The sequence below is a fragment of the Streptomyces sp. NPDC127097 genome (assembly GCF_042724075.1).
GTDB lineage: Bacteria > Actinomycetota > Actinomycetes > Streptomycetales > Streptomycetaceae > Streptomyces.
In genome coordinates this window covers 21156-43700 of the sequence record NZ_JBHXFI010000034.1, presented here as the reverse complement: position 1 = coordinate 43700, position 22545 = coordinate 21156, and the positions used below count along the sequence as shown (strand labels likewise).

The window sequence follows — 22545 nt, the reverse complement described above, 5'->3', positions numbered from 1 at the left end:
CTCGGGTACTTCGACACGGACGGGGGGCGAGCCGTGTCCACAGTGCGGGACAGCGTTCTCACCCGCGGCGCGCGCCACCTCGGCGCGCTGGTCTGCCTGCTGCTCGCGCTGATCGGCGTGGCCTGGATCAGCCGGGACCTGATCATCGCTCAGCACGGCGCGGACGTCGGGCGGTTCTGGCTCGGACAGGCGCCCCGGCCACGGGAGTTCACCGCCTGGGCCACCTCGGCGCTCGACCCGCTGCTGGTGCTCGGCGCGCTCCTCGTCGCGGTCGCCGCCCTGCGCACCGCCGTCGCCTCGACCATGGTCACCGGCGCGCTGCTCTCCCTGGCGGCCGCCACCGCACTGCTGCGGGTCCCGCTGGTGTGGATGCTGGGCGCCGGCTGGCTCCAAGGGCTGGACAGCGGTCTCATGGCGCGGGCACGGCTGACCGCTCTGGTCCAACTCGCCCTGGCGGTCGCCCTGATCTTGGTGTGCGCGGCGGGCCGGCGGCCGGACGGGACCGGCGGGCGCGGTGCCCTCGGGCTGACGGCGCCGGAGTCCACGGCCTACGGAGTGGTCCGTGCGGTGCCGCCGGCGGCGGGCCCCGGGGCACCCGGCAGGCCGTTCAAGGGGGCGGCCCGCACCGTCGCCGTCCTCCTGGGCGCCGCCGCGATCGCCGTCACCGGCTGGGAGATCCACTGGTGGGCGCAGCTCGGCGGGGACATCTACGCCAAGGGGCTGCTCGGCGACGCCTCCGTCTTCCGCGCGCTGCTCCAGCCGCCGGTGCACTGGCAGGCGGTGGCGCTCGCGCTGCTGGCCCTGGGCGCCGCGGCCGCCGCGCTGCGCCGGGCGGCCTGGAGCCGGCCGGCGGCGCTGACCGCCGCGGCCCTGCTGTGCGTGCACGGCACCGTGGCACTCGCCTTCGCCGGGCACACCGGGAAGCTGGGCCGCTTCGCCGTGCTGCCCCTACGGGCCCAGCTGGAGCTGGGCACCGCGGGCTTCGTGGTGGCCGCCGGGCTGGCCGTGCTGATCGCGGCGGCCCGGCCCGGCGTCCCGGCGGCGGTCCCGGAGCGGGACGCGGTGCTGGCCTACGGCGCCGCCCCGGGCGAGGCGCGGCCGCCGCACGCCCCGCCCCCGCCGTCCACGCTCCCGCCCGGCTGGTGAGACGGGCCGGGGGCGGGGGCTCTCAGGGGGCGGGCGAACGGATCCCGTAAGGGGTGTGGGGCCCCTGCGGAGCCACAACGGGGAAGTGGCGGAGGGTATTCCCGTGGTCAGGACGGCATTCCCAACGACCGCTTGAGGAAGTCGACTTGGAGCAGCAGCAGGTTTTCGGCCACCTGCTCCTGTGCCGCCATGTGCGTCACCCCGGACAGCGGCAGCACCTCGTGCGGGCGGCCCGCCGCCAGCAGGGCCGAGGACAGCCGCAGCGAATGGGCCACGACCACGTTGTCGTCCGCGAGGCCGTGCACGATCAGCATCGGGCGGTGCGGCCGCACCGCTCCGGACAGTCCCTCGTCCGTGATCAGCGAGTTCTCCGCATAGACCGCCGGTTCCTCGTCCGGGTGGCCGAGGTAACGCTCCTGATAGTGGGTGTCGTACAGACGGAGGTCGGTGACCGGCGCGCCCACCACCGCCGCGTGGAAGACATCGGGCCGGCGCAGCGCGGCGAGCCCGGCGAGATAACCGCCGAAGGACCAGCCGCGGATGGCCACCCGCGCCATGTCCAGCGGAAAGGATCCGGCCAGCGCCTGGAGGGCATGGACCTGGTCGTCCAGGGCGTACTCCGCGATCCGCCGGGAGACCGACTTCTCCCACGCGGGGGAGCGGCCCGGGGTGCCCCGGCCGTCCGCGACGATCACCGCGAAGCCCTGGTCGGCGAACCACTGCGAGGTCAGATGGGCGTGGTGCGCGGCGACCACGCGCTGGCCGTGCGGACCGCCGTACGGGTCCAGCAGCACCGGCAGCGGACCATCGCCCTCCTGATAGCCGCTCGGCAGCAGCACCGCACACGGAATCTCCCGTTCCCCGGCCAGCACGAGACGGGGGCGGGCGGTCAGGGACGGCTGCTCGGCGTGCGAACCGATCGTGGCGAGCGTCTTCTCCCCGCCGTCGGCGTCCAGCCGCACCACCTCCACCTGGGTGCCGGGCCGCTCCAGCGACGCCTGGGACAGCACGGTCAGCGCCCCGCCGCGCACCGCGGAGGACACCGTCGGATACGGGCGCTCGGCCACCCGCTCCCAGCCGCCCTGGTCACCGCTGCCGCGGAACCAGGCCCGGTAGACGCCGATGTCGTGCACATCGGTGCCGCTCGCGGAGAACAGGACGTCGTCCTCGCCGATGTCCAGGACGGCCCGGACGTGCAGCGGCGCCCCGGTCAGCGGCCGGTCGCCGACGAACAGCTTGCGCGCGCCGCCCTCGTCCGCGATCCGCACCAGCCGGCCGTCCGGCGTCCAGGCCGGCACCCCGGGGAACGGCTCGACCCACGCCTCGTCCTCGTCCTCGTGCACCGTCCGGGTCGCGCCGGTCGTGGTGTCGACGGTCAGATAGCGCTGGTCGCGCTGGTCGCGGGCCTGTACGAGCAGCAGCGGCGGCCCGGCCGCGGACCAGTGGACGCGTGCCAGATAGGGGTAGCGCTCGATGTCCCAGACGATGTCGGTGCGGGTGCCGTCCAGGCCGAGCAGGGTGAGGGTGACCTCGGCGTTGCGGGTGCCGGCCGCCGGGTACGGGACCTGGGTGGGCTCCCGGTCCGGATGGGCCGGGTCGGAGATCCACCAGCGCCGCACCGGCGCCTCGTCGACCCGCGCGGCCAGCACCGCGTCGCTCTCCGGTGACCACCAGAAACCCCGGTAACGCCCCATCTCCTCGGCCGCGATGAACTCCGCGAGCCCCCAGGTCACCTCGGGCCCGTCGGGCTCGGCCAGCACCCGGTCCGCCCGCCCGCCGGCCGCCGCGCCGCCCTCGTCGCCGTCTTCGTCCGACGTCGCGGCGCCGTCCACCGGCACCACCCGCAGCCGGCCGTCCGCCACGAAGGCCACCTGCCGGCCGTCCGGCGAGGGCCGGGGGTCCACCACCGGCCCCTGGACCGGGAGTTCACGGGTGGTGCCGGCCCGCAGCTCGGAGACGAACAGCCGCCCCGAGAGCGTGAACGCCGCCAACTCCACGGCGGAGTCGGTCGCATAGCCGACGATGCCCGCCGAACTCTCCCGGCTGCGCTCGCGGCGGGCCCGCTCCTGCGGGGGGAGGTCCTCGTCCGCGCCGGCCAGCAGGGCCCGCGGGTCGGCGGCCGGGAACTCCCGTCCCTCTTCCAGGTCGAGCACCCACAGCTGCTGGCTGGGGTCGGTGCCCGAACCGGAGCGGAGGAAGGCGACGCGCGCGCCGTCGGGGGAGAGAGCGTAGCTGCGCGGGGCGCCCAGGGTGAAGCGCTGCGTACGGGCGTACTGCCGCGGGAACGAAGGCTGTCCGGTCATGGTGCCGAGCCTAGGGGTTTCGCGCCGGTCAGGGCAGGGTCGGAGCCGTGGGGGCCGCCCCCGACGGCGGACCGGCTCACCCCGGTCGCGCTCGTGAAGATCATGTGCGCCCCCGCTCTGCTTCCGTGCTCCGACTTATGCGCTAGCGCGGAAAGTTATGATCCCTTGCGCGTAGTGGGTACGGGGTAAAGAGCCCTTGGCATACCCGGGTGCGCGGGTCGTGAAGTCGGTCCGGGCACCCTGAACTCTGTCCGGACCGTGAGTACTTGGAGGTGAGCCGCCGTGGCACTCTCGATTTCGGCGGTGGTGCTGCTGGCGATCATCGTCTTCTTGCTTGTCAAGAAGTCTGGACTGAAGGCCCCGCATGCGTTGGTCTGCATGCTGCTGGGCTTCTATCTGGCCAGCTCGTCCATCGCCCCGACGATCAAGCAGCTGACGACGAACGTCGCCGGCATGCTCGGGAACATCAAGTTCTGAGCCGCCCCCGGCCGGGCCCGTCCGCGGTGCGCCCGTCCGCCGGGTGCCCGGCCGGCGGCCGGGCACCTGGGTGGCGGACGGGATCGCCTGCGGGCGGCGGACGGGGCGGCTCGTAGGCTGTCGGCATGACCGATCAGCCCGCCCGTCCCCCGCAGCCACCCGCCGAGGGGAGCGCCTCGGCACCCGCCGGGGGGAGCGCCTCGCCCGCCGCCTTTTCCCGGCGGCTGCTGCTGGTGCATGCGCACCCCGACGACGAGTCGATCAACAACGGCCTGACCATGGCCAAGTACGCGGCCGAGGGCGCGCTGGTCACCCTGGTGACCTGCACCCTCGGCGAGGAGGGCGAGGTCATCCCGCCCGAGCTCGCCGCGCTCGCGCCGGACCGCGACGACACCCTCGGCGCGTACCGCGCCGGTGAGCTGGCCGCCGCCATGGCCGCCCTGGGCGTCACCGACCACCGCCTCCTCGGCGGGCCGGGCCGCTACCGGGACTCCGGGATGATGGGCGCGCCCCAGAACGACCGGCCGGACGCCTTCTGGCAGGCCCCCCTCGACGAGGCGGCGGGTGAACTGGTGGCCGTGATCCGGGAGGTCCGGCCGCAGGTCCTGGTCACCTATGACCCGAACGGCGGATACGGCCACCCCGATCACATCAAGGCGCACCGTGTCGCCATGCGCGGCGCCGAGCTCGCCGCGCGGGCGGACTTCCGGCCGGAGCTGGGCCGGGCCCATGAGATCGCGAAGATCTACTGGAACTGCAACCCCCGGTCGGTGGTCGAGGAGGGTTTCGCGCGGCTGCGCGCGGCCGGCCACGGCTTCCCCGGGGTGGCCACCGTCGACGATGTGCCGGGCGTGGTGCCGGACTCCGAGGTCACGGCGTCCCTCGGCGGCGAGCCCGGGTACGCGGCCGCGAAGTCCGCGGCGATGCGGGCGCACTACACCCAGATCGCGGTCGACGGACCGTTCTTCGCGCTCTCCAACGACTTGGGCCAGCCGCTGTTCGGCACGGAGCACTATCGGCTGGTGCACGGTGTCCCGGGCGCCGCGGAGGGGGTCCGGGAGGACGATCTCTTCGCGGGTATCGGCGAAATGGTGGGTATGGAGGAGAGTGCCCGGATTGAGGAGGCGGCGGAATGAGCACGGCGAAGGGCGGCGGGAACGCCGGTGAGGGAAACGGCGGCGCGGCTTCCGGTAACCGGAAGCGGTCGCGGGCGGGCTCGGGCGGAACGTCCGGCAGGCCGTCCGGCGCCGCCGTGGCGCCGCTGGCCGGTTCCGTGCCGGCCGCGCCGCTGACGGTGGGACGGGTCGGCATATATGTGCTGCTTCTGGTCGCGGGCGTCCTGGTGGCCGCCGCCGGAACGCTGGTGCAAGCGGCCTGGTTCCCCGGCGGGTTGGCGCTGGCCCTGGCCGGCGTCGGCGGCCTGTTCTACGGGGGCGGTCGGGCGACCGGCACCTCCGCGGGCGTACTGGTGCCCGGCGCGGCCTGGCTGGTGACCGTGTTCCTGCTGCTCGGCAACGTCCGGCCGGAAGGTGACTTTCTCTTCGGCGCGGGGCTCGGCTCGTACATCTTCCTGCTGGGCGGCATCGTGGTCGCTGTGATCTGCGCCACCGCCAAGCAGATGCGTCCGACGGGCGTCCGGCCCGGCCGAGTTGGCGGATGACGTGGTCCATACCGGGACGGATGCCGCGCCGGTCCGGGTGAACGAACCGGGTCCCGGGGGTTCGCCCGGGGCGGGGGTGTTCGTACGCTCCCCGGGTGGCCGCCCGCGGCGGACAGTATGGTGGTGCGCGCCGTCGCGCCGCCCTGGGGGCACCTCCCGGTCTGAGGCCGGGGATCATCTCTGACGAGCGGCGGAGCCAACCGGGAGAACCTGCTTTGAGTCGTGAATCTGACAGTTCGTCCTCCGGCCCCCAGGGCCGTGGCGGAGCCGCGTACCCGTCCGGGACGCCGCCGTACGGCTCGCCCAGGGGAGAGGCCGGCGACACACCGGCGTCCGGTGCCGCGGCGCAGCCGGAGGAGCCCAAGACCGAGACCACGCTGACGACGCGGATCAAGATCAACATTCCGGGGTCACGCCCCATCCCGCCGGTCGTCGTGCGCAAGCCCGTCGGTGAGGAGGCCGGCATGAACGGATCGGCTGGTTCCGGCGGTGCCGCCGGTTCCCGGGGCACGCCCCGCCCCGCCGAGCGGAACGCGGAGCGGACGGCGAACACGCCCCGGCCGGACGCCCCGGCGGACGAGGCCCCCACGGGCGGCCCGTCCGAGAAGACCAGCGACTGGTTCGCGCCGCGCAAGCCGCAGGGCGGCGCCGGTGCGTCCTCGTCCACCGGCTCCCACGCGGTGCCGCCCGCCCCGGGCGGTGCCACGCCGCCGCGTGCTCCGTCGGGCCCCACGCCCCCGCAGCGCCCGGACCTGCCGTACTTCTCCGACAGCCCGGCACCGCAGGAGGGCGCTTCGCCGTTCGACGGCGGTGCCCGGCCGGGCGGCGGCTCGCCGTTCGACGGGGGTCCGGCTGCTGCCGCCTCGCCGTTCGACGGGGCGGCGCCCGGTGGCGGTACGCCGTTCGACGACCCCGCCGCTCCCGCCCGCGACCACAGCCCGTTCGACGCCCCGGCGGGTGGCCCGAGCGGTCCGAGCGGTCCGACGACCGGGCCGGCGCGCGGCAATTCGGCGCTCAACCTGCCGCCCGGCTTCAGCGACCCCGGCACCGGCGGCACGCCCCGGATCGACGACACCGCGGAGCTCACCCCGCAGCCGCCGGCGCCGCTCGCCGGACCGGGCAGCGGTCTCGGCGGCGGCGTCACCGGCGGACTGCCCACCGCCCCCAAGGGCAAGCGCGGCCCGAAGGGCCCCCAGGGCGGCGCCTCCGGCGGCCGCGACCGGGTGTCCGGCGACACGCTGGTCAGCGGCATCCCGAAGATCCCCGGCGACGAGAAGCCGTCGTCCCCGTCGCCGTTCGCACACGCCCCGGCCGGTGAGGGCGACAGCGCCGCCCCCAGGCCGCGGCCCAAGATCCCCGAGCCGATCAACCCGCCCAAGAAGGGCCGTAACAAGCTCGTTCTCGCGGGTGTCGGCGTCGTGGTGCTGGCCGGTGTCGCCTATGGCGCCGGGCTGCTGCTCGACCACGCCGACGTGCCCAACGGCACCACCGTGCTTGGGGTGGACATCGGCGGCACCACCAAGGAAGAGGCCGTCAAGAAGCTGGAGACGGCGCTCAAGAACAGCCGTACCGCGCCGCTCAAGCTCAGCGTCGACGGCAAGTCCGCGACCCTCCGGCCCACCACGGCGGGTCTGGACATCGACCCGCAGGCGACGGTGCGCAGGGCGGCCGGCCGGGACTACAACCCGGTCTCCGTCATCGGCTCGCTGTTCGGTGTGCACCGCACGGCCGAGCCCGCGGTGATCGTCGACGACGAGAAGCTACAGATCGCCCTGGAGAACGCCACCGGACCCGGGGGTGCCGCCGAGGACGGCGGGATCACCTTCGAGAACGGCAAGGCGGTGCCGCACTACGGCGCGCCCCACAAGGCGATCGATGTGGACGCGTCCAAGAAGAAGGTCACCGACGCCTACCGCAAGCGCGCCGCGACCGGCACCGACGCACCGGTGATGCTGGCCGCCGGCACCCAGCAGCCGCAGGTCAGCAAGGCCGCGGTGGACCGGGCGCTGAAGCAGTTCGCGGAGCCCGCGATGTCCGGTCTGGTGACGGTCCGTACGGACGCGGCGCACACGGTCTCCTTCAGCCCGCAGAAGTCCATCCCGAAGTTCCTGTCGTTCAAGATCGTCAACGGCGCTCTGGTGCCCTACTACGACCGGCCTGCTCTCAAGCAGCTCTACGGCGACACCTTCAACGGCGTCATGGTCACCAAGGGCGACGGCTCCAAGCACCCGGTCAGCGTCGAGGAGGTGGCGAGCGCGGTCGGCAAGGCACTCCAGGGCACCAGCCCGAGCGAGCGGGTGCAGACCATCGCCACCAACGGCAACTGACCGCCGTACCACGCGACATCGCAGGTGAGAGGCCCCCTCAGGGCGTCTGCCCGGTCATCCCGGGAAGACCCCTAGGGGGCCTCCCCCATGACGGATGTCACGGGGGAGTGCTGACAGCCGGCACTGCCGCGCGGCGCGCAGAGGCCGGAAGCTGAAAAGCATGACGGCTCCCGACCCACGCCTACGCGGCGCTCGGCACCGCCGTCGAGGGCGGCGGCGCACCGCACCTCAAGGACGTCGCCATCCTGGCCGGCTATCTGCTGGTCTTCACCGCCGGTGCGGCCGGCCTGTACCGCAAGGACACCCACAAGGCGTGAGAGGCATGACGGGGAAACGTGAGCCGGCGGACCGCAGTCCCATGCTGATCGGGCAGCCGCCCCGCAACCGCCGCCAGGCGCTCGGCAAGACGATGTGGATCTCCCTCTGGCTGCTGTATCTGGCCGGCCCGGTGGGCCAGCTGCTGGGGCCCGTCGCCTCCACCGCCGAGCGGATCTGGGGCGGCCTCGGGCTCACGCTCTTCGTGCTCTGCTACTTCGTCGTGGTCTTCCGCCACATCTGGGGCGAGCGGACCCGATCGGTGGTCCACGGCTCCCTGGCGCTGCTGCTGGTGCTGTCCACCACGCTGTCCTGGATGCTGGACTCCTCCTGGCTGGTGCTGTTCATCTTCACCAGCGTGGCCTGCGGAGTGGTGCTGCCCTGGCGGCTGTCGCGCTGGTCCATCCCGCTGGTCACCATGGCGCTGCTCGCCGTCGGCGCCCACGACCCGGCGATCCGCGGCTACTACCTCTTCGCCTACGGGCTACCGGCGCTGGGCTGCGGTTTCATGATGGTCGGCGTGCAGTATCTGATCCATACGTCCAGGGAACTGCGCGCCGCCCGCGAGGAGGTCGCCCGCCTCGCCGCCAACGACGAACGGCTGCGGCTCTCCCGCGATCTGCACGACCTCCTCGGCCACTCCCTCTCCCTGATCACCCTCAAGAGCGAGCTGGCCGGCCGGATGCTGCCCGACCGGCCGGCCGAAGCCGCCCGGCAGGTCGCCGACATCGAACAGGTCAGCCGGCAGGCCCTGCTCGATGTGCGGGAGGCGGTCACCGGCTACCGCCGCCCCCGGCTCGCCGTCGAGCTGGCCGGGGCGCGGGCCGCGCTGCGCACCGCCGGCGTCACGGCCGTCGTCGACCCGGCCCTGGAGGGCGAGTACCGCGGGCTCGCCGCCGACGAGGAGGGCGCCCTGGCCTGGGCGCTGCGCGAGGCCGTCACCAACGTCATACGTCACAGCGGCGCCCGCCGCTGCGAGCTGCTGCTCACCGAGGAGCGGGAGGCCGACGAGCGCCACCGCCTGTGCCTGACGGTGCTCGACGACGGCACCGGCCCGCCCCGCGACCGGCACGACGGCAACGGCCTCAGCGGTCTGCGCGAGCGCCTCGCCCTGGCGGACGGCCGGCTGGAAACCGGCCCGGCCCCGCGCGGCCGCGGCTTCGCGCTGCGCGCCCGTGTCCCCCTGAGCGGCTCCACCACGGGCCCCTCACCGTCCCTCCGAACCCCTTAGGGTGACCCGCATGATCAAAGTGCTGCTGGCGGAGGACCAGTCGATGGTCCGCGAGGCGCTGGCCGCGCTGTTGTCACTGGAGGACGACCTGGAGGTCGTGGCCCAGGCGGCGCGCGGCGACGAGGTCCTCCCCGCCGCGCGGGAGCACGCCGTGGACGTCGCCCTCCTGGACATCGAGATGCCCGGGCTGAACGGACTGGACGCGGCGGCCGCGCTGCGCGACGCCCTGCCCACGGTGAAGACCGTCATCCTCACCACCTTCGGCCGCCCCGGCTATCTGCGCCGCGCCATGGCGGCGGGCGCCGATGCCTTCCTGGTCAAGGACGCTCCGGCGGCCCGGCTCGCCGACGCGATACGGCGCGTACTGCGCGGCGAACGGGTCATCGACCCGGCGCTGGCCGCGGCCGCGCTCGCCGACGGCGCCAGCCCGCTGACCGCGCGCGAGCGCGAGGTGCTGCTGACGGCCGCCGACGGCGCCACCAACGCCGAGATCGCCGCCGCGCTCCAGCTGTCCCCGGGCACGGTCCGCAACTACCTCTCCACCGCCATCCGGAAAACGGGCGCCCGCAACCGCGCCGAGGCGGTCCGTACGGCCCGCGACAAGGGCTGGCTGTAGTCCGACGAGCGGGCGCCGGTCCCGCGCGCGCCCGGGACCTTCGTCCCGGTGCGGTCTCCGGCGGAGTCTTGCAGGCTTGAAGTGTTATGCCTGCCGACCGATCCACCGAGCACCGCGTCTGGGCTCCCCTGCTGCTCATCCTGGCGATCCTCCTGGTCGCCGTGCTGGACGCGACGACCGGCCCGGAACTGCACATCTCGGCCTTCCTGGGCATCGCCCCGCTGTACGCCGCGCTGCGCTGCTCGTTCCGGCGGACGCTCCTGGTGGCGGTCGTCTTCGTCGTGTGCCTGACCTACATCGACCTCTTCACGGTGCCCGACTGGGCCCCGGCCAGCCGGGTCGTCGGGATCTTCGGCGCCTGCCTGGTGGCCGTCTTCTCCCTGATGCTGTGCCGCACCCGTCTCCAGCGGGAGGCCCTGCACGCCCGGACCCGGCTGGTCGCCGACACCGTGCAGCGGGCCATGCTGCGCGAGCTGCCGCTCAGCGCCGGCGCGATCGAGGCGTACGGCTTCTATGTCTCCGCCCAGGAGGGGGCCCGGGTCGGCGGCGACATCTACGAGGCCATCGACACCCCGCACGGCCTCCGGCTGATGATCGGCGACGTACAGGGCAAGGGCATGCCGGCGATCGGGGCGGGCGTCGAGGTGCTGGCGTCGTTCCGGGAGGCCGCGCAGTACCAGGAATCGCTGGAGTCGGTGGCCGAGCGCATGGAGCAGGCGCTGATCCGGCACAACGCCCGCTCCGTCGAGCAGGGCGCCGACGAGCGCTTCGTCACGGCGCTGCTGCTGGAGATCCGCAGCGCGGCCGGTTCGCGGCAGGGGCGGGTGCTGTCCTGCGGCCACATCCCGTATTACCTGGTGCGCCACGGCGAGGTCACCGAGCGCCGGGACGGCGAGGGCGGCCTGCCGCTCGGCCTGGGCATGCTCGGCGGCGGGCCCCGGCACAGCGTCCGGATCCACCCCGATCCGGACGACTGGATCGTGCTGTGCACGGACGGGGTGACCGAGGCGCGCGGCAAGGACGGTGAGTTCTACCCCCTGGCCGAGCGGCTGGCCGGGTGGACGGACCTGGAGCCCCCGGAGCTGGCCCGCACCCTCCGGGCCGATCTGGAGAGATTCACCGGCGGCGACCTCAAGGACGACGCGACCGCGCTGGTCGTCCGGCGCACCCCCGCCGCCACTCAGTTGAGCATGGCCCGTGCGGCCGCGGCCTGACGCCGTATCGCGAGCGCCCCGGCCGCGTCGACGGCCTCCACCACCCGGGCGTACTCCTCCAGCTCGGCCGCCCCGGCCAGGAACTCACCCCGCTGGACGAGCAGTTGGGCACGCTCCTGCCGCAGCCGCGCCGGATGGCTCGGCAGCAGCAGCGACAGCTCCAGCGCCCACAGCTGCACCGCACTGTGCTCCGGGCGGGCCTGCGCCCAGGCCCGGATGTTGTTGAGTATCCGCAGCACGATCTCCAGCGGATCGGCGGGCGTCATCATCCGCGCGCTCAGCGGCTCCCCGGTCGCCCCCGCGACCAGCAGCTCCGCGTCCTCGTCGGTGAGCGGCCGGCCGCCCGCGAACGGATCGGCCAGGACGTGGCTGCCGGCGGGGTCGCCGAAGCCGACGACGAAATGGCCCGGCAGCGCCACCCCGTACACCGGGGCCCCGGCCCGCCGGGCGACCTCCATCCACACCACCGACAGCAGGATCGGCAGGCCCCGTCGCCGCCGCAGCACCTCGTGCAGCAGCGAGGACTCCAGCCGCCGGTAGTCGGCGGGCGAGCCGCCGAAGCCACACCGGGTGCCGAGCAGCTCGCTGAGGTTGCGGGCCCAGGCCCCGGGGCCACCTGCCGGGGCGTACGGCAGCAGCCCGGCCAGCCGGTCCAGCTCGATCTGCACCGCGTCACAGCCCGCCTCGTCCAGCGCGGGATCGGCCTCGGCACCGATCAGCAGACACAGCAGCGCAAGATCGGGCCGCTCGGCCCGCGCGGCCTCGGCGAACTGCTGCCGCCGTGCGGCGCGGGCGTCGTCCGGCTCCGGCTCGGGTTCCTGGGGCATATCGGTGGGAGTCCCCTTCAGCGCCGGCCGCCGGGCCGGGCACGCCGGTAGTGATAGCCGTGGTGCTCGGTGAAGCCCAGCCGGTCGTAGAACGCCAGAGCGTCCGCGTTGTCGGCCTCGACCTGGAGATACGCGGCCGAGGCGCCCTCTTCCAGGGCCCGCTCGGCGAGCGCCGCCATCACCAGCGTGGCCAGCCCCTGCCGCCGGGCGGCCGGTGCCACCTCCAGCGCCGCGAAGCCCGCCCAGCGCCCGTCCACGACCAGCCGTCCGATCGCCGCCGTCCCGCCGTCCGCGCCGCGCACCGTCGCGAACCACACCGACGGCCCGCCGGTCAGTACCTGCCACGCGGTCCGGGCGGCCTCCTCCGACGCGGCGGCCGCACCGGTCCGGTTGTACAGGGCCAGCCAGTCCGCGCCGGGCTCCCGGGACAGCAGGACGCGGGTGGTGTCCGCGTCGGTGTCGGCGAGCGGCGCCAGCGCCGCGATCCGGACGGTGGTGTACCGCTCGTCGGTCCAGCCGCGCTCCGCCAGCTCCGCGGCCAGCCGTTCATCGCTGTCGGCCTGCCCGGTGGCGACCACGATCACCGGCGGCAGGCCACGCTCCTCATACCACTGGCCGATCCGCTCCAGCGCCGCATCCAGCGGGACACCGGGGTCGCCGAGCGGCAGCACCGAATTGGCGCGGCGGGTGAATCCGCCGGAGGCCCGCAGCGTCCACTCCCCGAGAGGCGCCGTCTCCACGGCGGGCCAGCCGCGGGCCGCGACGGTCTGGAGCTCGCGGGCGGTGGCGGCGGGCCCCCGCCGACGGGCCGGTTCCCCCGTGGACGGCCGCGCGGCCCCGTGCCGGGCGGTGGCCGGACGGTCGGGCACCACCTTGGCCGCCACCAGCGAGGACTCCTCGATCCGTACGATCTCGCCGCTGCGCCGTGTGATGCTCAGCACACCTTGATCCCAGGATGTGAGAACGCCGACCGCGTCGGTGAACGGGGGAACCCCCGCACCGCCCCCGGTCAGACGCCGGACGGATACCCTTTTGCCCACGTCAGCACGGGTGATCCGGACCTCCGCGCGTCCGCCGGCCAGGAATTCCATCGCTCAAACCGCCCCTCTTGTTCGTCTCGCGCCCGGGAACGGAGATACTAGATGGCGGGCATCGACGACGCCGCGCTCCCGCGCGCCCAGCGGCGGTACTGCCAATCGGTCCGCCGGCCCTACCGAGGAGGAACGACAGCGTGACCTACGTCATCGCGCAGCCTTGTGTCGACGTCAAGGACAAGGCGTGCATCGAGGAGTGCCCGGTCGACTGCATCTACGAGGGCTCCCGGTCCTTGTACATCCACCCGGACGAATGCGTCGACTGTGGTGCCTGTGAACCGGTCTGCCCGGTCGAGGCGATCTTCTACGAGGACGACACCCCGGAGGAGTGGAAGGACTACTACAAGGCGAATGTGGAGTTCTTCGACGAGCTCGGTTCGCCCGGTGGCGCCAGCAAGCTCGGTCTGATCGAGCGGGACCACCCCTTCATCGCGGCCCTGCCGCCGCAGAACCAGTAACGACCCGAGGACCAAGGGGGAGCCTGCCCGCTCCCTCTTGCTCCCGTGTCGTTGGGGGCACCTCCCAGTGTCAGCCACGGGAGGTCGCACGGCGCCGCCCCGGTCCCGTACGGCCTGCCGCCGTACGGGACCGCAGCATTTCCGCCGAGGGCCCCGCACCACCCGAGAAAGAGAGCACCGTGGGCGCAGCACCGTCATCCCGGCCCGAATCCCCGCGCGCGTCGCTCCGCGACCGTCTGCCGGTCTTCCCCTGGGACCGTCTGGAGCCGTACAAGGCCACGGCCGCCGCGCACACCGACGGAATCGTGGACCTGTCCGTCGGCACCCCGGTGGACCCGGTCCCCGCGCTGGTGCGGCAGGCGCTGACCGACGCGGCCGACAGCCCCGGCTACCCGACGGTGTGGGGCACGGCCGCGCTGCGGGACGCGCTCACCGGCTGGGCCGCCGAGCGGCTCGGCGCCCGGGGCCTGGAGCACACCAATGTGCTGCCGGTCGTCGGCTCCAAGGAGCTGGTGGCCTGGCTGCCCACCCAACTGGGCCTCGGCCCCGGCGACAAGGTCGGCTACCCCCGGCTGGCCTACCCGACCTACGAGGTCGGCGCCCGGCTGGCCGGTGCCGAGCCGGTCGTCTACGACGACCCCACGGAGCTGGACCCCAGCGGTCTGAAGCTGCTCTGGCTGAACTCGCCGTCCAACCCCACCGGCCGGGTGCTGAGCGCCGACGAGCTGCGCCGCACCGTCGCCTGGGCGCGCGAGCACGGGGTGCTGGTCTTCAGCGACGAGTGCTACCTGGAACTGGGCTGGGAGGCCGACCCGGTCTCCGTGCTGCACCCGGACATCTGCGGCGGCTCCCACGACGGCCTCGTCGCCGTCCACTCGCTCTCCAAGCGCTCCAACCTGGCCGGCTACCGCTCCGCGTTCCTCGTCGGTGACGCCGCGGTCCTCGGCGACCTGCTCCAGATCCGCAAGCACGGCGGCATGATGATCGCGGCGCCCGTGCAGGCCGCCACCGTCGTGGCGCTGGGCGACACCGCCCATGTCGCCGAGCAGCGTGCCCGCTACGCCCGCCGCCGCGCCGCGCTGCGCGGCGCCTTCGAGGCCGCCGGCTTCCGCATCGAGCACAGCGAGGCCGCGCTCTACCTCTGGGCGACCCGCGACGAACCCTGCTGGGACACCGTCGGCGACCTCGCCAAGCGCGGCATCCTCGTCGCCCCCGGCGAGTTCTACGGCCCGGCGGGGGAGCGGTTCGTACGGATCGCCTTCACCGCCACCGACGAGCGGGTGGAAGCGGCGGTGCGCCGGCTGGCGCAGTGAGCCGCGGCTGACCACGCGCAGGGGCCCGGGGAGAGCGAACTCCCCGGGCCCCTGCGCGTCGTACGGGCGGACCGCCGGTCAGCGGCCGCCGAGCGGCAGACCGCCGAGCAGGCCGGTGGCGGGCGCGAGCAGGCCCTTGGGCGAGCCGACGAGTCCCTTGGCGGCGTCGAGCGGCAGCGAGCTGGTCGAGACGCCCTTCTTGGCGATCGGGCGGGCCACGCCCTCCGCCTTGTCCACGGCGGCCTGGGTGAACGGCATGGCCTTCTTCACGACGGGGCCGGCGGTCTCGACGAGCGCCGGGGCGAGCTTCGTGGCGGCCTTGCTGCCGGCCGCGTTCACCAGGCCGACGCCGTCGCGCGCGGTGTGGTCGAGGGTCTCGCTGGTGTTCTGGGAGTCCAGGGGCGCCGTCAGTCCGCCGAGTGCCTTGGTGGGCAGCTCCGCAGCGCTCGCGGAGCCGGCCGCAGCGACCACGGGAGCGGCACCTGCTGCAACGAGCAGGGCGGCTCGGGCGATCCGACGCGTAACGGGGAGGGACATGGTGCTCCTTTTACGGAGAAGGACTCGTACTTCTGACAGATGTGCCATATCCGCCTGGCGGACGCACTGACTACCGCGTCAGAACCCCGAAGGTTGCGGTGAACTCCGGTAAAGAGTTGGTAACGCGTCACATAATCGGCCCTGGATAAAGACGGGCAATATGTGCACGCGCCGAGCTGCCGCGGAAACGTCACAGCCCTTTGCGTACAAGGGAATTGACTGAAGGCTTACGCGAGGTGCAGCCAACTCGCCCCAGCTGAAAGGGAATTGATGCCGATGCCCCTTCCGGGGGACCGGGCAAACTATTGCGCGGTGACGATCCGCACATGGTGCGCGGCCACCGCGGAATCGGCCGGCTCCCGCTGCCAGCCCTTCCCCGCATCGTCCGCCTGCCACATCCGGCCGGCGTAAGAGATCTGTTCGATGCGCAGCTCGGCGGAGTGCGCCATCGCCCACATGGCCAGCTCCCAGCCGCGCCGCTCGGCATCGCCCGCGCCCACCGCACCGGACTGCCGCACCGGTATCGTCACGCCGCTCCCGCCGCCCGTGGCACGGCCCTTGCCGTCGCCCGTCCGCGGCAGCACCCCGGCGCCGAACTCCCGCACCAGCCGCTCCCGCACCGCCGCGGCGCCACCCGCCTGCCCGTCCACCGGGCGGCTCTCCGTGCAGGTCATCGCGTCCCGGTCGCGGCCCGAGAGCGCGCCGGTCAGCCGTGCGGCGTTCGCCTCGTGCTTCGCGTACGCCTGCGGATAGCCGCTGCGCTGCACCTTCTGCGCGGCGACGGTCAGCGGCAGCCGGGAGTAGCCGGGCACCTTCGACAGATGCCGGTAGAACTCCCCGGCCGAATAGACCGGGTCCATGATCTGCTGCACGGTGCCCCAGTCCTGCGACGGCCGCTGCTGGAAGAGCCCGACCGAATCCCGGTCACCGAAGTCGATGTTGCGCAGGCCCGACTCCTGCATCGCGGTCGCCAGCGCGATCGTCACCGCCCGCTCCGACAGCCCGCGCGAGGACGCCACCGCCGAGATCGTCGCGGCGTTCGCGGCCTGCTCCGGGGACAGCTCGTAGTCCTTCGCGTCCCCTTCGGCGCGCACCGTGCACTGCGGTGCCCCCGGGCCACCGGTCACGAACTGGACCACGAGATAGCCGGCCAGTCCGATCAGTACGGCGACGGCTGCGGCGGCGCGCCACAGACGGGCGCGGCGGCGGGGGGCTGAGGGCTGTGCGGACACGGGCCCACCGTACTGGAGTGCTGCCGATAGGGTCGGATCCATGGAGCGCTCCACAGATCACCCCGCCCTCGACCTCTCGCTCGACGCCGCCGCGCTCACCGCGCAGCTCGTCGACTTCCCCTCCGAGAGCGGCAACGAGAAGGACCTCGCCGACGCCGTCGAGCACGCGCTGCGCGCGCTCCCGCACCTGACCGTCGACCGCTACGGCAACAACGTCGTGGCCCGCACGAACCTGGGCCGCGCCGAGCGGGTGGTGCTCGCCGGACACCTCGACACCGTGCCGATCGCCGACAACGTCCCCTCCCGGCTGGACGAGAACGGCGTGCTCTGGGGGTGCGGCACCTGCGACATGAAGTCCGGCGTCGCCGTCCAGCTGCGGATGGCCGCCACCGTCCCGGCCCCCAACCGCGACCTGACCTTCGTCTTCTACGACAACGAAGAGGTCGCCGCGCACCTCAACGGCCTCGGCCATGTCGCCGACGCCCACCCCGACTGGCTCACCGGGGACTTCGCCGTCCTCCTGGAGCCGTCCGACGGCCAGGTGGAGGGCGGCTGCCAGGGCACCCTCCGGGTGCTGCTGCGCACCACCGGGGAGCGCGCCCACTCCGCCCGCAGCTGGATGGGCGCCAACGCGCTGCACGCCGCCGCCCCGATCCTGGCGAAGCTCGCCGCGTACGAACCGCGCCGCCCGGTCATCGACGGCCTCGAATACCGCGAGGGCCTCAACGCCGTGCGCATCGAGGGCGGCGTCGCCAACAACGTCATCCCGGACGCCTGCACGGTCACCGTGAACTTCCGCTACGCACCGGACCGCACCCCCGACGAGGCGGTGGCCCACGTCCGCGAGGTCTTCGCGGACTGCCCGGTGGACGAGTTCGTCGTCGACGACCACTCCCCGGGCGCGCTGCCCGGCCTGTCCCACCCGGCGGCCCGGGCCTTCATGGAGTCCGTCGGCGGCACCGCGATGCCCAAGTTCGGCTGGACCGATGTCTCGCGCTTCAGCTCCCTGGGCGTCCCGGCCGTCAACTACGGCCCCGGCTACTCCCTGCTCGCGCACAAAAAGGACGAGCGGGTGGAAATCGACCGCATTCTGCATTGTGAGGAACGGCTGCGTGCCTGGCTGACGGCCTGACGCCCCCCGGGCCCGCCGCCGACCGCTCGCCTCCCCACCGAATTCCCCTGCTCTTCATGTCGGCGGATCTACGCTGAACAGGCAAACGATCTGCCAGCGGAGGGAGCACGACATGGCCAGTCCCGAGGGAGCACCGGTCCCTGAGGAGCAGCGGCTGGGTCCCGTACTGCGCCGCCAGGAGCAGGTGCAGACCGGCACCACCGACCAGCGGCTGCTGGACTCCGAAGGCCCCTCCGAGTGGGTGCACACCGATCCCTGGCGCGTGATGCGCATCCAGTCGGAGTTCGTGGAGGGCTTCGGCGCGCTGGCCGAGCTGGGCCCGGCCGTCAGCGTCTTCGGCTCGGCCCGTACGCCGCGTGACTCCAAGGAGTACGACGCCGCCGTACGGATCGGCCGGGCCCTGGTCGACGCCGGCTTCGCGGTGATCACCGGCGGCGGCCCCGGCGCCATGGAGGCCGCCAACAAGGGCGCCAACGAGGCCGGTGGCACCTCCGTCGGGCTGGGCATCGAGCTGCCCTTCGAGCAGGGCATGAACGAGTACGTGAACCTCGGCGTGGACTTCCGCTACTTCTTCGTCCGCAAGACGTGTTTTGTGAAGTACGCCCGGGGGTTCGTGGTGCTCCCCGGCGGCCTCGGCACCCTCGACGAGCTCTTCGAGGCGCTCACCCTCGTCCAGACCCGCAAGGTCACCCGCTTCCCGATCGTGCTCTTCGGCACGGCCTACTGGAGCGGCCTGGTCGACTGGCTGCGCGACACCCTCATCGCCCAGGGCAAGGCATCCATGCACGACCTGGAACTCTTCCACCTCAGCGACGACGTGGACGAGGCAATCGCCTTGGTGACCAAGGAGGTCGGGATCTAGGGGCGGCGGGATCTAGGGGGCGGGGCGGCCCGGGACCGCGAGCTGGGCCTCGCGCCGGCTGGCACTGGCCGGGCTCCGCGCTGACCGGCAGCGCCCGGGCCCCGTGCTGACCGGCGCCGCCCGGCCCCCGCCAGCGGGCGAGGCCCGGGAATACCCCCGCCCCCCATCCCGTTTGTGGCCCCGAGGGGGCTCACGCACCCCCTACGGCATCTGTTCGCACGAGCCCTAAGGGACGTCTCCCTCAGGCCAGGCCCCGGCGGGCGACGGCCGGGGGACGGTGGCCGGCGATCGAGGCGACCATGTCGAGCACCTGCCGGGTCTCGGCGACCTCGTGGACGCGGTAGACCTGGGCGCCCAGCCAGGCCGAGACGGCGGTGGTCGCGAGGGTGCCGAGCACGCGTTCCTTGACCGGCTTGTCGAGGGTCTCTCCGACGAAGTCCTTGTTGGACAGCGAGACCAGCACCGGGAAGGGCGTATCCCCTGCTTGAGCGAAGCCGAGCGCTCGGGGAACGGCCTGCGCCATCTCGCCGAGCCGGCGGGTCGCCTCCAGGCTGTGCCGGGTGTTCTTCCCGAAGTCGTGCCCCGGGTCGATCATGATCGCGTCCCGCCGGACGCCCAACTCCACGGCCCGTTCGGCCAGTCCGAGCGTCACCCGAAGGATGTCCGCCATCACGTCGTCGTAGGTCACCCGGTGCGGCCGGGTCCGCGGTTCGGCGCCGCCTGCGTGGGTGCACACCAGGCCGACGTCATAGCGCGCGGCAACTTCGGCGAGCCGTGGATCGACCCCGCCCCAGGCGTCGTTGAGCAGATCCGCGCCGGCCTCGCACACCGCCTCGCCGACCTCGTGCCGCCAGGTGTCGACGCTGATCACCACGTCGGGGAAGCGCTTGCGCACCTCGGCGACGAACCCGACCGTGCGGCGGGCCTCCTCCTCGGCGCTCACCTCCTCGCCGGGACCGGCCTTGACGCCGCCGATGTCGATGATCGCGGCACCGTCGGCCACCGCCTGTTCCACCCGGTCGAGGGCGGGCTCGTCACGGAACGTGGCGCCCTGGTCGTAGAACGAGTCCGGCGTCCTGTTGACGATCGCCATGATCACCGGCTCGTGCGCGCCGAACTCGCGATTCCCCAGCCGCAGCATTCCCTGACTCCCTCTCCGTGGTCCGGGAGCGACCCTAACTGTCACACCCGCATGGCACGATCAGTGCAGGCACATAGTCCGGGGAGTTGGTCGTGTTCTGGTTCTTGCTGATCGCGATGGTCGTGGTGGTGGCCGCGGTCACGCTCGTGGTCGTCGGTGGCGGTGACGGCGGGGGGCTGCGGGATTCCGAGCCGGACCGGCTGCACGACCCGCTGCCGGAGGACCGCCCCGTGGCCCGCGCCGATGTGGCCGCCGTCCGCCTGCCGGTCACCGTCCGTGGCTATCGGATGACCGAAGTTGACGACGTCCTGGACCGGCTGGGTGCCGAACTCGCCGAGCGGGACGCCCGGATCGCCGAGTTGGAGGCCGCGCTGGCCGGGGCGCATGCCTCCGCCATGGGCGGCCCGGGGCTGATACAGGACGGCCCGCCGGTGCTCGGTCCGGTACCGGAGACGGGGCCCGGCGGGAATGCCGCGGCCGCACCCGAAGCGCCCGGTCGGCGGCCGGATGACGAGGAGCGGGAATGAGCGGCGTGGTGAGGGAACCGGACGGCATCCCGCGCTGCCCGTGGGGGCTGGAGTCGGCGCAGATGGCGGACTACCGCGCCTACCACGACACCGAATGGGGCCTGCCGGTCCATGGCGACGACGCCCTCTTCGAGCGGATGAGCCTGGAGGCGTTCCAGTCCGGGCTCTCCTGGATCACGATCCTGCGCCGCCGCCCCGGCTTCCGCGCGGCGTTCGCCGGCTTCCGGGTCGCGAAGGTGGCGCGGTTCACGGACGCGGACGCCGAGCGGCTGCTCACCGACCCCGGCATCATCCGCAACCGCGCCAAGATCGCCGCGACGATCAACAACGCCAAGGTCGCCGCCGAGCTGGCCCCCGGCGAGCTCGACGACCTGATCTGGTCCTTCGCCCCCGCCCGGGCGGGCCGGCCGGTGCCGCGCACCGTCGACGATCTCCAGCCGACGACCCCGGAGTCCACGGCGCTCGCCAAGGACCTCAAGAAGCGCGGCTTCCGCTTCGTCGGCCCCACCACCGCCTACGCGATGATGCAGGCATGCGGCCTGGTCAACGACCATCTGGCGGAGTGCCACGTCCGGGCGGCCGTGGAGGCGGCGGCCGGCTGACCCGGCCGGCCGGCGGGGCCGGTCCCAGGGCGCGTCAGCGTCCCGGGCAGCCGGTCCCAGGGCGGGTCAGCGCCCCAGGAAGACCGGCTTCTCCTTCTTCACGAACGCCTCGACCGCGATCCGGTGGTCCTCCGACGCCCCGGCCCGGCCCTGTAGTTCGTCCTCCTTGCCGAGGGTTTCGACGAGCGAGTGCCCCGCCCCGTAGGCCAGCGACTCCTTGAGCGCGGCATACGCGGCGGTCGGGCCCTGGGCCAGCCGGCGGGCGATGGCCGCGGCCTCCCCGGCCAGCTCCTCGGCCGGCACGACCTTGTTGGCGATCCCCAGCTCGTACGCCTCCTGGGCACCGACGTTGCGCGGGAAGAGCAGCAGGTCGGCGGCCCGGCCCTGGCCGATCAGCCGCGGCAGGGTCCAGGACATCCCGGAGTCGGCGGTCAGCGCGACCCCCGCGAAGGAGGTGTTGAAGGAGGCGGAGTCGGCGACCACGCGGTAGTCGGCGGCCATCGCGAAGCCCGCGCCGGCGCCCGCGGCGACCCCGTTGACGCCCGCCACCACGGGCTTGGGCATCTCGGTCAGCGCCGTCACGATGGGGTTGTAGTGCTCACGCACGGTGTTCATGGTCTTCCCGGAGCCGGTGGCCCGGTCCTCGGCCAGCAGGCCGATGTGCTCCTTGAGGTCCTGCCCGACGCAGAAGGCGCGCCCGGTGGCGGTCAGGAGTACGGCGCGCACGGCGGGATCGGCGGCGGCCTCCTGGAGCGTGTCCCGCAGCAGGACCTTCGCCTCGATGTTCAGCGCGTTCATCGCGTCGGGGCGGTTGAGCGTGATCGTCGCGAGTCCGTCGGTCACGTCATAGAGCACGGTGTCGGCCATAGTGGGAGTCCCCTCCGTCGCGGCTCGGACTGCTCGGCAGCGGCAGTCAGCGCTCAGGATGCCGGAGATCATCGGGCATCGGCATGTGACGTACATCAAAGATTGCGGGCGCGCCGGGGGTCGGCGGGGGGAGAAGTATTGCAGCCGCCTCTCCGAATTGAGGGGGTTTGCGGGAGCGCGTTGCCGAAGGGATGCAGCCCGATGTTGGTCATCGGGTCGTTCGATGCGGGATAATGGCCTGGAAGCAATGTGTTCGATGCCGGTGACACGTGCCTATTCGGGCCGTCGGCTGAGATGAGCTGGTTTCAGGAAGGGGAACGAGCATGGCGGCCATGAAGCCGCGGACGGGCGACGGCCCGCTCGAGGTGACCAAGGAGGGGCGGGGCATCGTCATGCGTGTTCCGCTCGAAGGCGGCGGGCGGCTCGTCGTCGAGCTGACCCCCGACGAAGCCAAGGCCCTGGGTGAGGCCCTGGACAAGGTCACCGTCTGACAAGGGCGGCGCAACCGGCGGTTTCCCGGGGTTGACCCCGGTATCCCCAGCCGTATTACCCCGGCCCCGGCACGTGGCGCGCAGTGAAGGCGCGCCGCGGGGCGGGGGGGCGTGGGGACGCAGCGGGGGGGGGGGTGGAGCCCGGGTTTGTGGGCCGTGGACGGGCAGACCCA

At 73.3% G+C, this 22545-nt stretch carries 22 protein-coding genes and 1 pseudogene; 16 read left to right on the top strand and 7 right to left on the bottom strand.

Translation table 11 applies throughout. From position 1 onward, the window contains the following. Positions 1-33: 33 nt before the first annotated feature. Positions 34-1146 carry a hypothetical protein gene (locus ACFWJW_RS24220; protein WP_387245067.1) on the top strand — a complete coding sequence of 371 codons (1113 nt, stop codon included), beginning with the start codon at positions 34-36 and terminating at the stop codon, positions 1144-1146. Between the two features lie 107 nt (positions 1147-1253). Here the strand turns inward: ACFWJW_RS24220 and ACFWJW_RS24215 are convergent, their stop codons facing one another. Further along, entirely contained in the window at positions 1254-3449 is a 2196-nt protein-coding gene (locus tag ACFWJW_RS24215; RefSeq protein ID WP_387245064.1) for a prolyl oligopeptidase family serine peptidase, read from the bottom strand. Between the two features lie 282 nt (positions 3450-3731). Between ACFWJW_RS24215 and ACFWJW_RS24210 the strand changes: the two genes are divergently transcribed. The 8 genes and pseudogenes from ACFWJW_RS24210 to ACFWJW_RS24175 all read left to right on the top strand — a co-directional run bounded on the left by ACFWJW_RS24210 (position 3732) and on the right by ACFWJW_RS24175 (position 11289). Next, positions 3732-3926 carry a hypothetical protein gene (locus ACFWJW_RS24210; RefSeq protein WP_006603310.1) on the top strand — a complete coding sequence of 65 codons (195 nt, stop codon included), beginning with the start codon at positions 3732-3734 and terminating at the stop codon, positions 3924-3926. A 125-nt stretch (positions 3927-4051) separates the two neighbouring features. Further along, entirely contained in the window at positions 4052-5062 is a 1011-nt protein-coding gene (gene mshB, locus ACFWJW_RS24205) for an N-acetyl-1-D-myo-inositol-2-amino-2-deoxy-alpha-D-glucopyranoside deacetylase (RefSeq protein WP_387245059.1), read from the top strand. Then, positions 5059-5586, top strand: coding sequence for a DUF6113 family protein (locus ACFWJW_RS24200; protein WP_387245056.1), 528 nt, complete (start codon positions 5059-5061; stop codon positions 5584-5586). The genes mshB and ACFWJW_RS24200 overlap by 4 nt, the downstream gene beginning before the upstream one ends. Positions 5587-5801: 215 nt before the next feature. Next, positions 5802-7913, top strand: a complete 2112-nt coding sequence (locus ACFWJW_RS24195; protein ID WP_387245053.1) for a hypothetical protein — start codon at positions 5802-5804, stop codon at positions 7911-7913. A 167-nt stretch (positions 7914-8080) separates the two neighbouring features. Then, positions 8081-8230: pseudogene (locus ACFWJW_RS24190) on the top strand (ABC transporter permease); the annotation flags it as partial. A 5-nt stretch (positions 8231-8235) separates the two neighbouring features. Further along, entirely contained in the window at positions 8236-9459 is a 1224-nt protein-coding gene (locus ACFWJW_RS24185) for a sensor histidine kinase (RefSeq protein ID WP_387245050.1), read from the top strand. Positions 9460-9469: 10 nt separating this feature from the next. Continuing rightward, positions 9470-10075, top strand: coding sequence for a response regulator (locus ACFWJW_RS24180; RefSeq protein WP_387245047.1), 606 nt, complete (start codon positions 9470-9472; stop codon positions 10073-10075). Between the two features lie 86 nt (positions 10076-10161). Continuing rightward, positions 10162-11289, top strand: a complete 1128-nt coding sequence (locus ACFWJW_RS24175; RefSeq protein ID WP_387245044.1) for a PP2C family protein-serine/threonine phosphatase — start codon at positions 10162-10164, stop codon at positions 11287-11289. Here the strand turns inward: ACFWJW_RS24175 and ACFWJW_RS24170 are convergent. Both ACFWJW_RS24170 and ACFWJW_RS24165 read right to left on the bottom strand, forming a co-directional pair. Beyond that, on the bottom strand, positions 11256-12116 hold the full coding sequence (locus tag ACFWJW_RS24170) for a tetratricopeptide repeat protein (protein ID WP_387245041.1): 861 nt from the start codon (positions 12114-12116) through the stop codon (positions 11256-11258). The genes ACFWJW_RS24175 and ACFWJW_RS24170 overlap by 34 nt on opposite strands. Positions 12117-12133: 17 nt before the next feature. Then, entirely contained in the window at positions 12134-13207 is a 1074-nt protein-coding gene (locus tag ACFWJW_RS24165) for a GNAT family N-acetyltransferase (protein ID WP_387245038.1), read from the bottom strand. 140 nt (positions 13208-13347) lie between these two features. Between ACFWJW_RS24165 and fdxA the strand changes: the two genes are divergently transcribed. Next, positions 13348-13668, top strand: coding sequence for a ferredoxin (gene fdxA, locus ACFWJW_RS24160; protein WP_018089397.1), 321 nt, complete (start codon positions 13348-13350; stop codon positions 13666-13668). 179 nt (positions 13669-13847) lie between these two features. Next, a complete protein-coding gene (gene dapC / locus ACFWJW_RS24155) occupies positions 13848-14981 on the top strand; it encodes a succinyldiaminopimelate transaminase (protein WP_387245034.1) in 1134 nt (377 codons plus the stop codon). Between the two features lie 78 nt (positions 14982-15059). Here the strand turns inward: dapC and ACFWJW_RS24150 are convergent, their stop codons facing one another. Together ACFWJW_RS24150 and ACFWJW_RS24145 are read right to left on the bottom strand one after the other, a co-directional pair. Then, positions 15060-15518 (bottom strand): ATP-binding protein, encoded by a 459-nt coding sequence (locus tag ACFWJW_RS24150; protein WP_387245031.1) that lies wholly within the window; start codon positions 15516-15518, stop codon positions 15060-15062. Between the two features lie 302 nt (positions 15519-15820). Continuing rightward, positions 15821-16750, bottom strand: a complete 930-nt coding sequence (locus ACFWJW_RS24145) for a heavy metal transporter (protein ID WP_387245028.1) — start codon at positions 16748-16750, stop codon at positions 15821-15823. A gap of 40 nt (positions 16751-16790) precedes the next feature. On the opposite strand from ACFWJW_RS24145, the gene dapE reads away from it, so the two are divergent. Both dapE and ACFWJW_RS24135 read left to right on the top strand, forming a co-directional pair. Then, entirely contained in the window at positions 16791-17882 is a 1092-nt protein-coding gene (dapE, locus tag ACFWJW_RS24140; protein WP_387245025.1) for a succinyl-diaminopimelate desuccinylase, read from the top strand. A gap of 112 nt (positions 17883-17994) precedes the next feature. After that, entirely contained in the window at positions 17995-18744 is a 750-nt protein-coding gene (locus tag ACFWJW_RS24135) for a TIGR00730 family Rossman fold protein (protein WP_387245022.1), read from the top strand. A 241-nt stretch (positions 18745-18985) separates the two neighbouring features. Here the strand turns inward: ACFWJW_RS24135 and folP are convergent, their stop codons facing one another. Further along, positions 18986-19885 carry a dihydropteroate synthase gene (gene folP, locus ACFWJW_RS24130; RefSeq protein WP_387245019.1) on the bottom strand — a complete coding sequence of 300 codons (900 nt, stop codon included), beginning with the start codon at positions 19883-19885 and terminating at the stop codon, positions 18986-18988. Positions 19886-19977: 92 nt separating this feature from the next. Between folP and ACFWJW_RS24125 the strand changes: the two genes are divergently transcribed. Together ACFWJW_RS24125 and ACFWJW_RS24120 are read left to right on the top strand one after the other, a co-directional pair. After that, positions 19978-20412 (top strand): DivIVA domain-containing protein, encoded by a 435-nt coding sequence (locus tag ACFWJW_RS24125; RefSeq protein ID WP_387245017.1) that lies wholly within the window; start codon positions 19978-19980, stop codon positions 20410-20412. Beyond that, positions 20409-21014 (top strand): DNA-3-methyladenine glycosylase I, encoded by a 606-nt coding sequence (locus tag ACFWJW_RS24120; RefSeq protein WP_387245014.1) that lies wholly within the window; start codon positions 20409-20411, stop codon positions 21012-21014. The genes ACFWJW_RS24125 and ACFWJW_RS24120 overlap by 4 nt, the downstream gene beginning before the upstream one ends. A 66-nt stretch (positions 21015-21080) precedes the next feature. Here the strand turns inward: ACFWJW_RS24120 and ACFWJW_RS24115 are convergent, their stop codons facing one another. After that, on the bottom strand, positions 21081-21881 hold the full coding sequence (locus ACFWJW_RS24115; RefSeq protein ID WP_387245011.1) for an enoyl-CoA hydratase/isomerase family protein: 801 nt from the start codon (positions 21879-21881) through the stop codon (positions 21081-21083). Between the two features lie 323 nt (positions 21882-22204). Here ACFWJW_RS24115 and ACFWJW_RS24110 point away from each other — a divergent pair, with 323 nt between their 5' ends. After that, complete coding sequence (locus tag ACFWJW_RS24110; RefSeq protein WP_006603288.1) at positions 22205-22372, top strand: DUF3117 domain-containing protein; 168 nt, start codon at positions 22205-22207, stop codon at positions 22370-22372. The last annotated feature ends 173 nt before the right edge of the window (positions 22373-22545 follow it).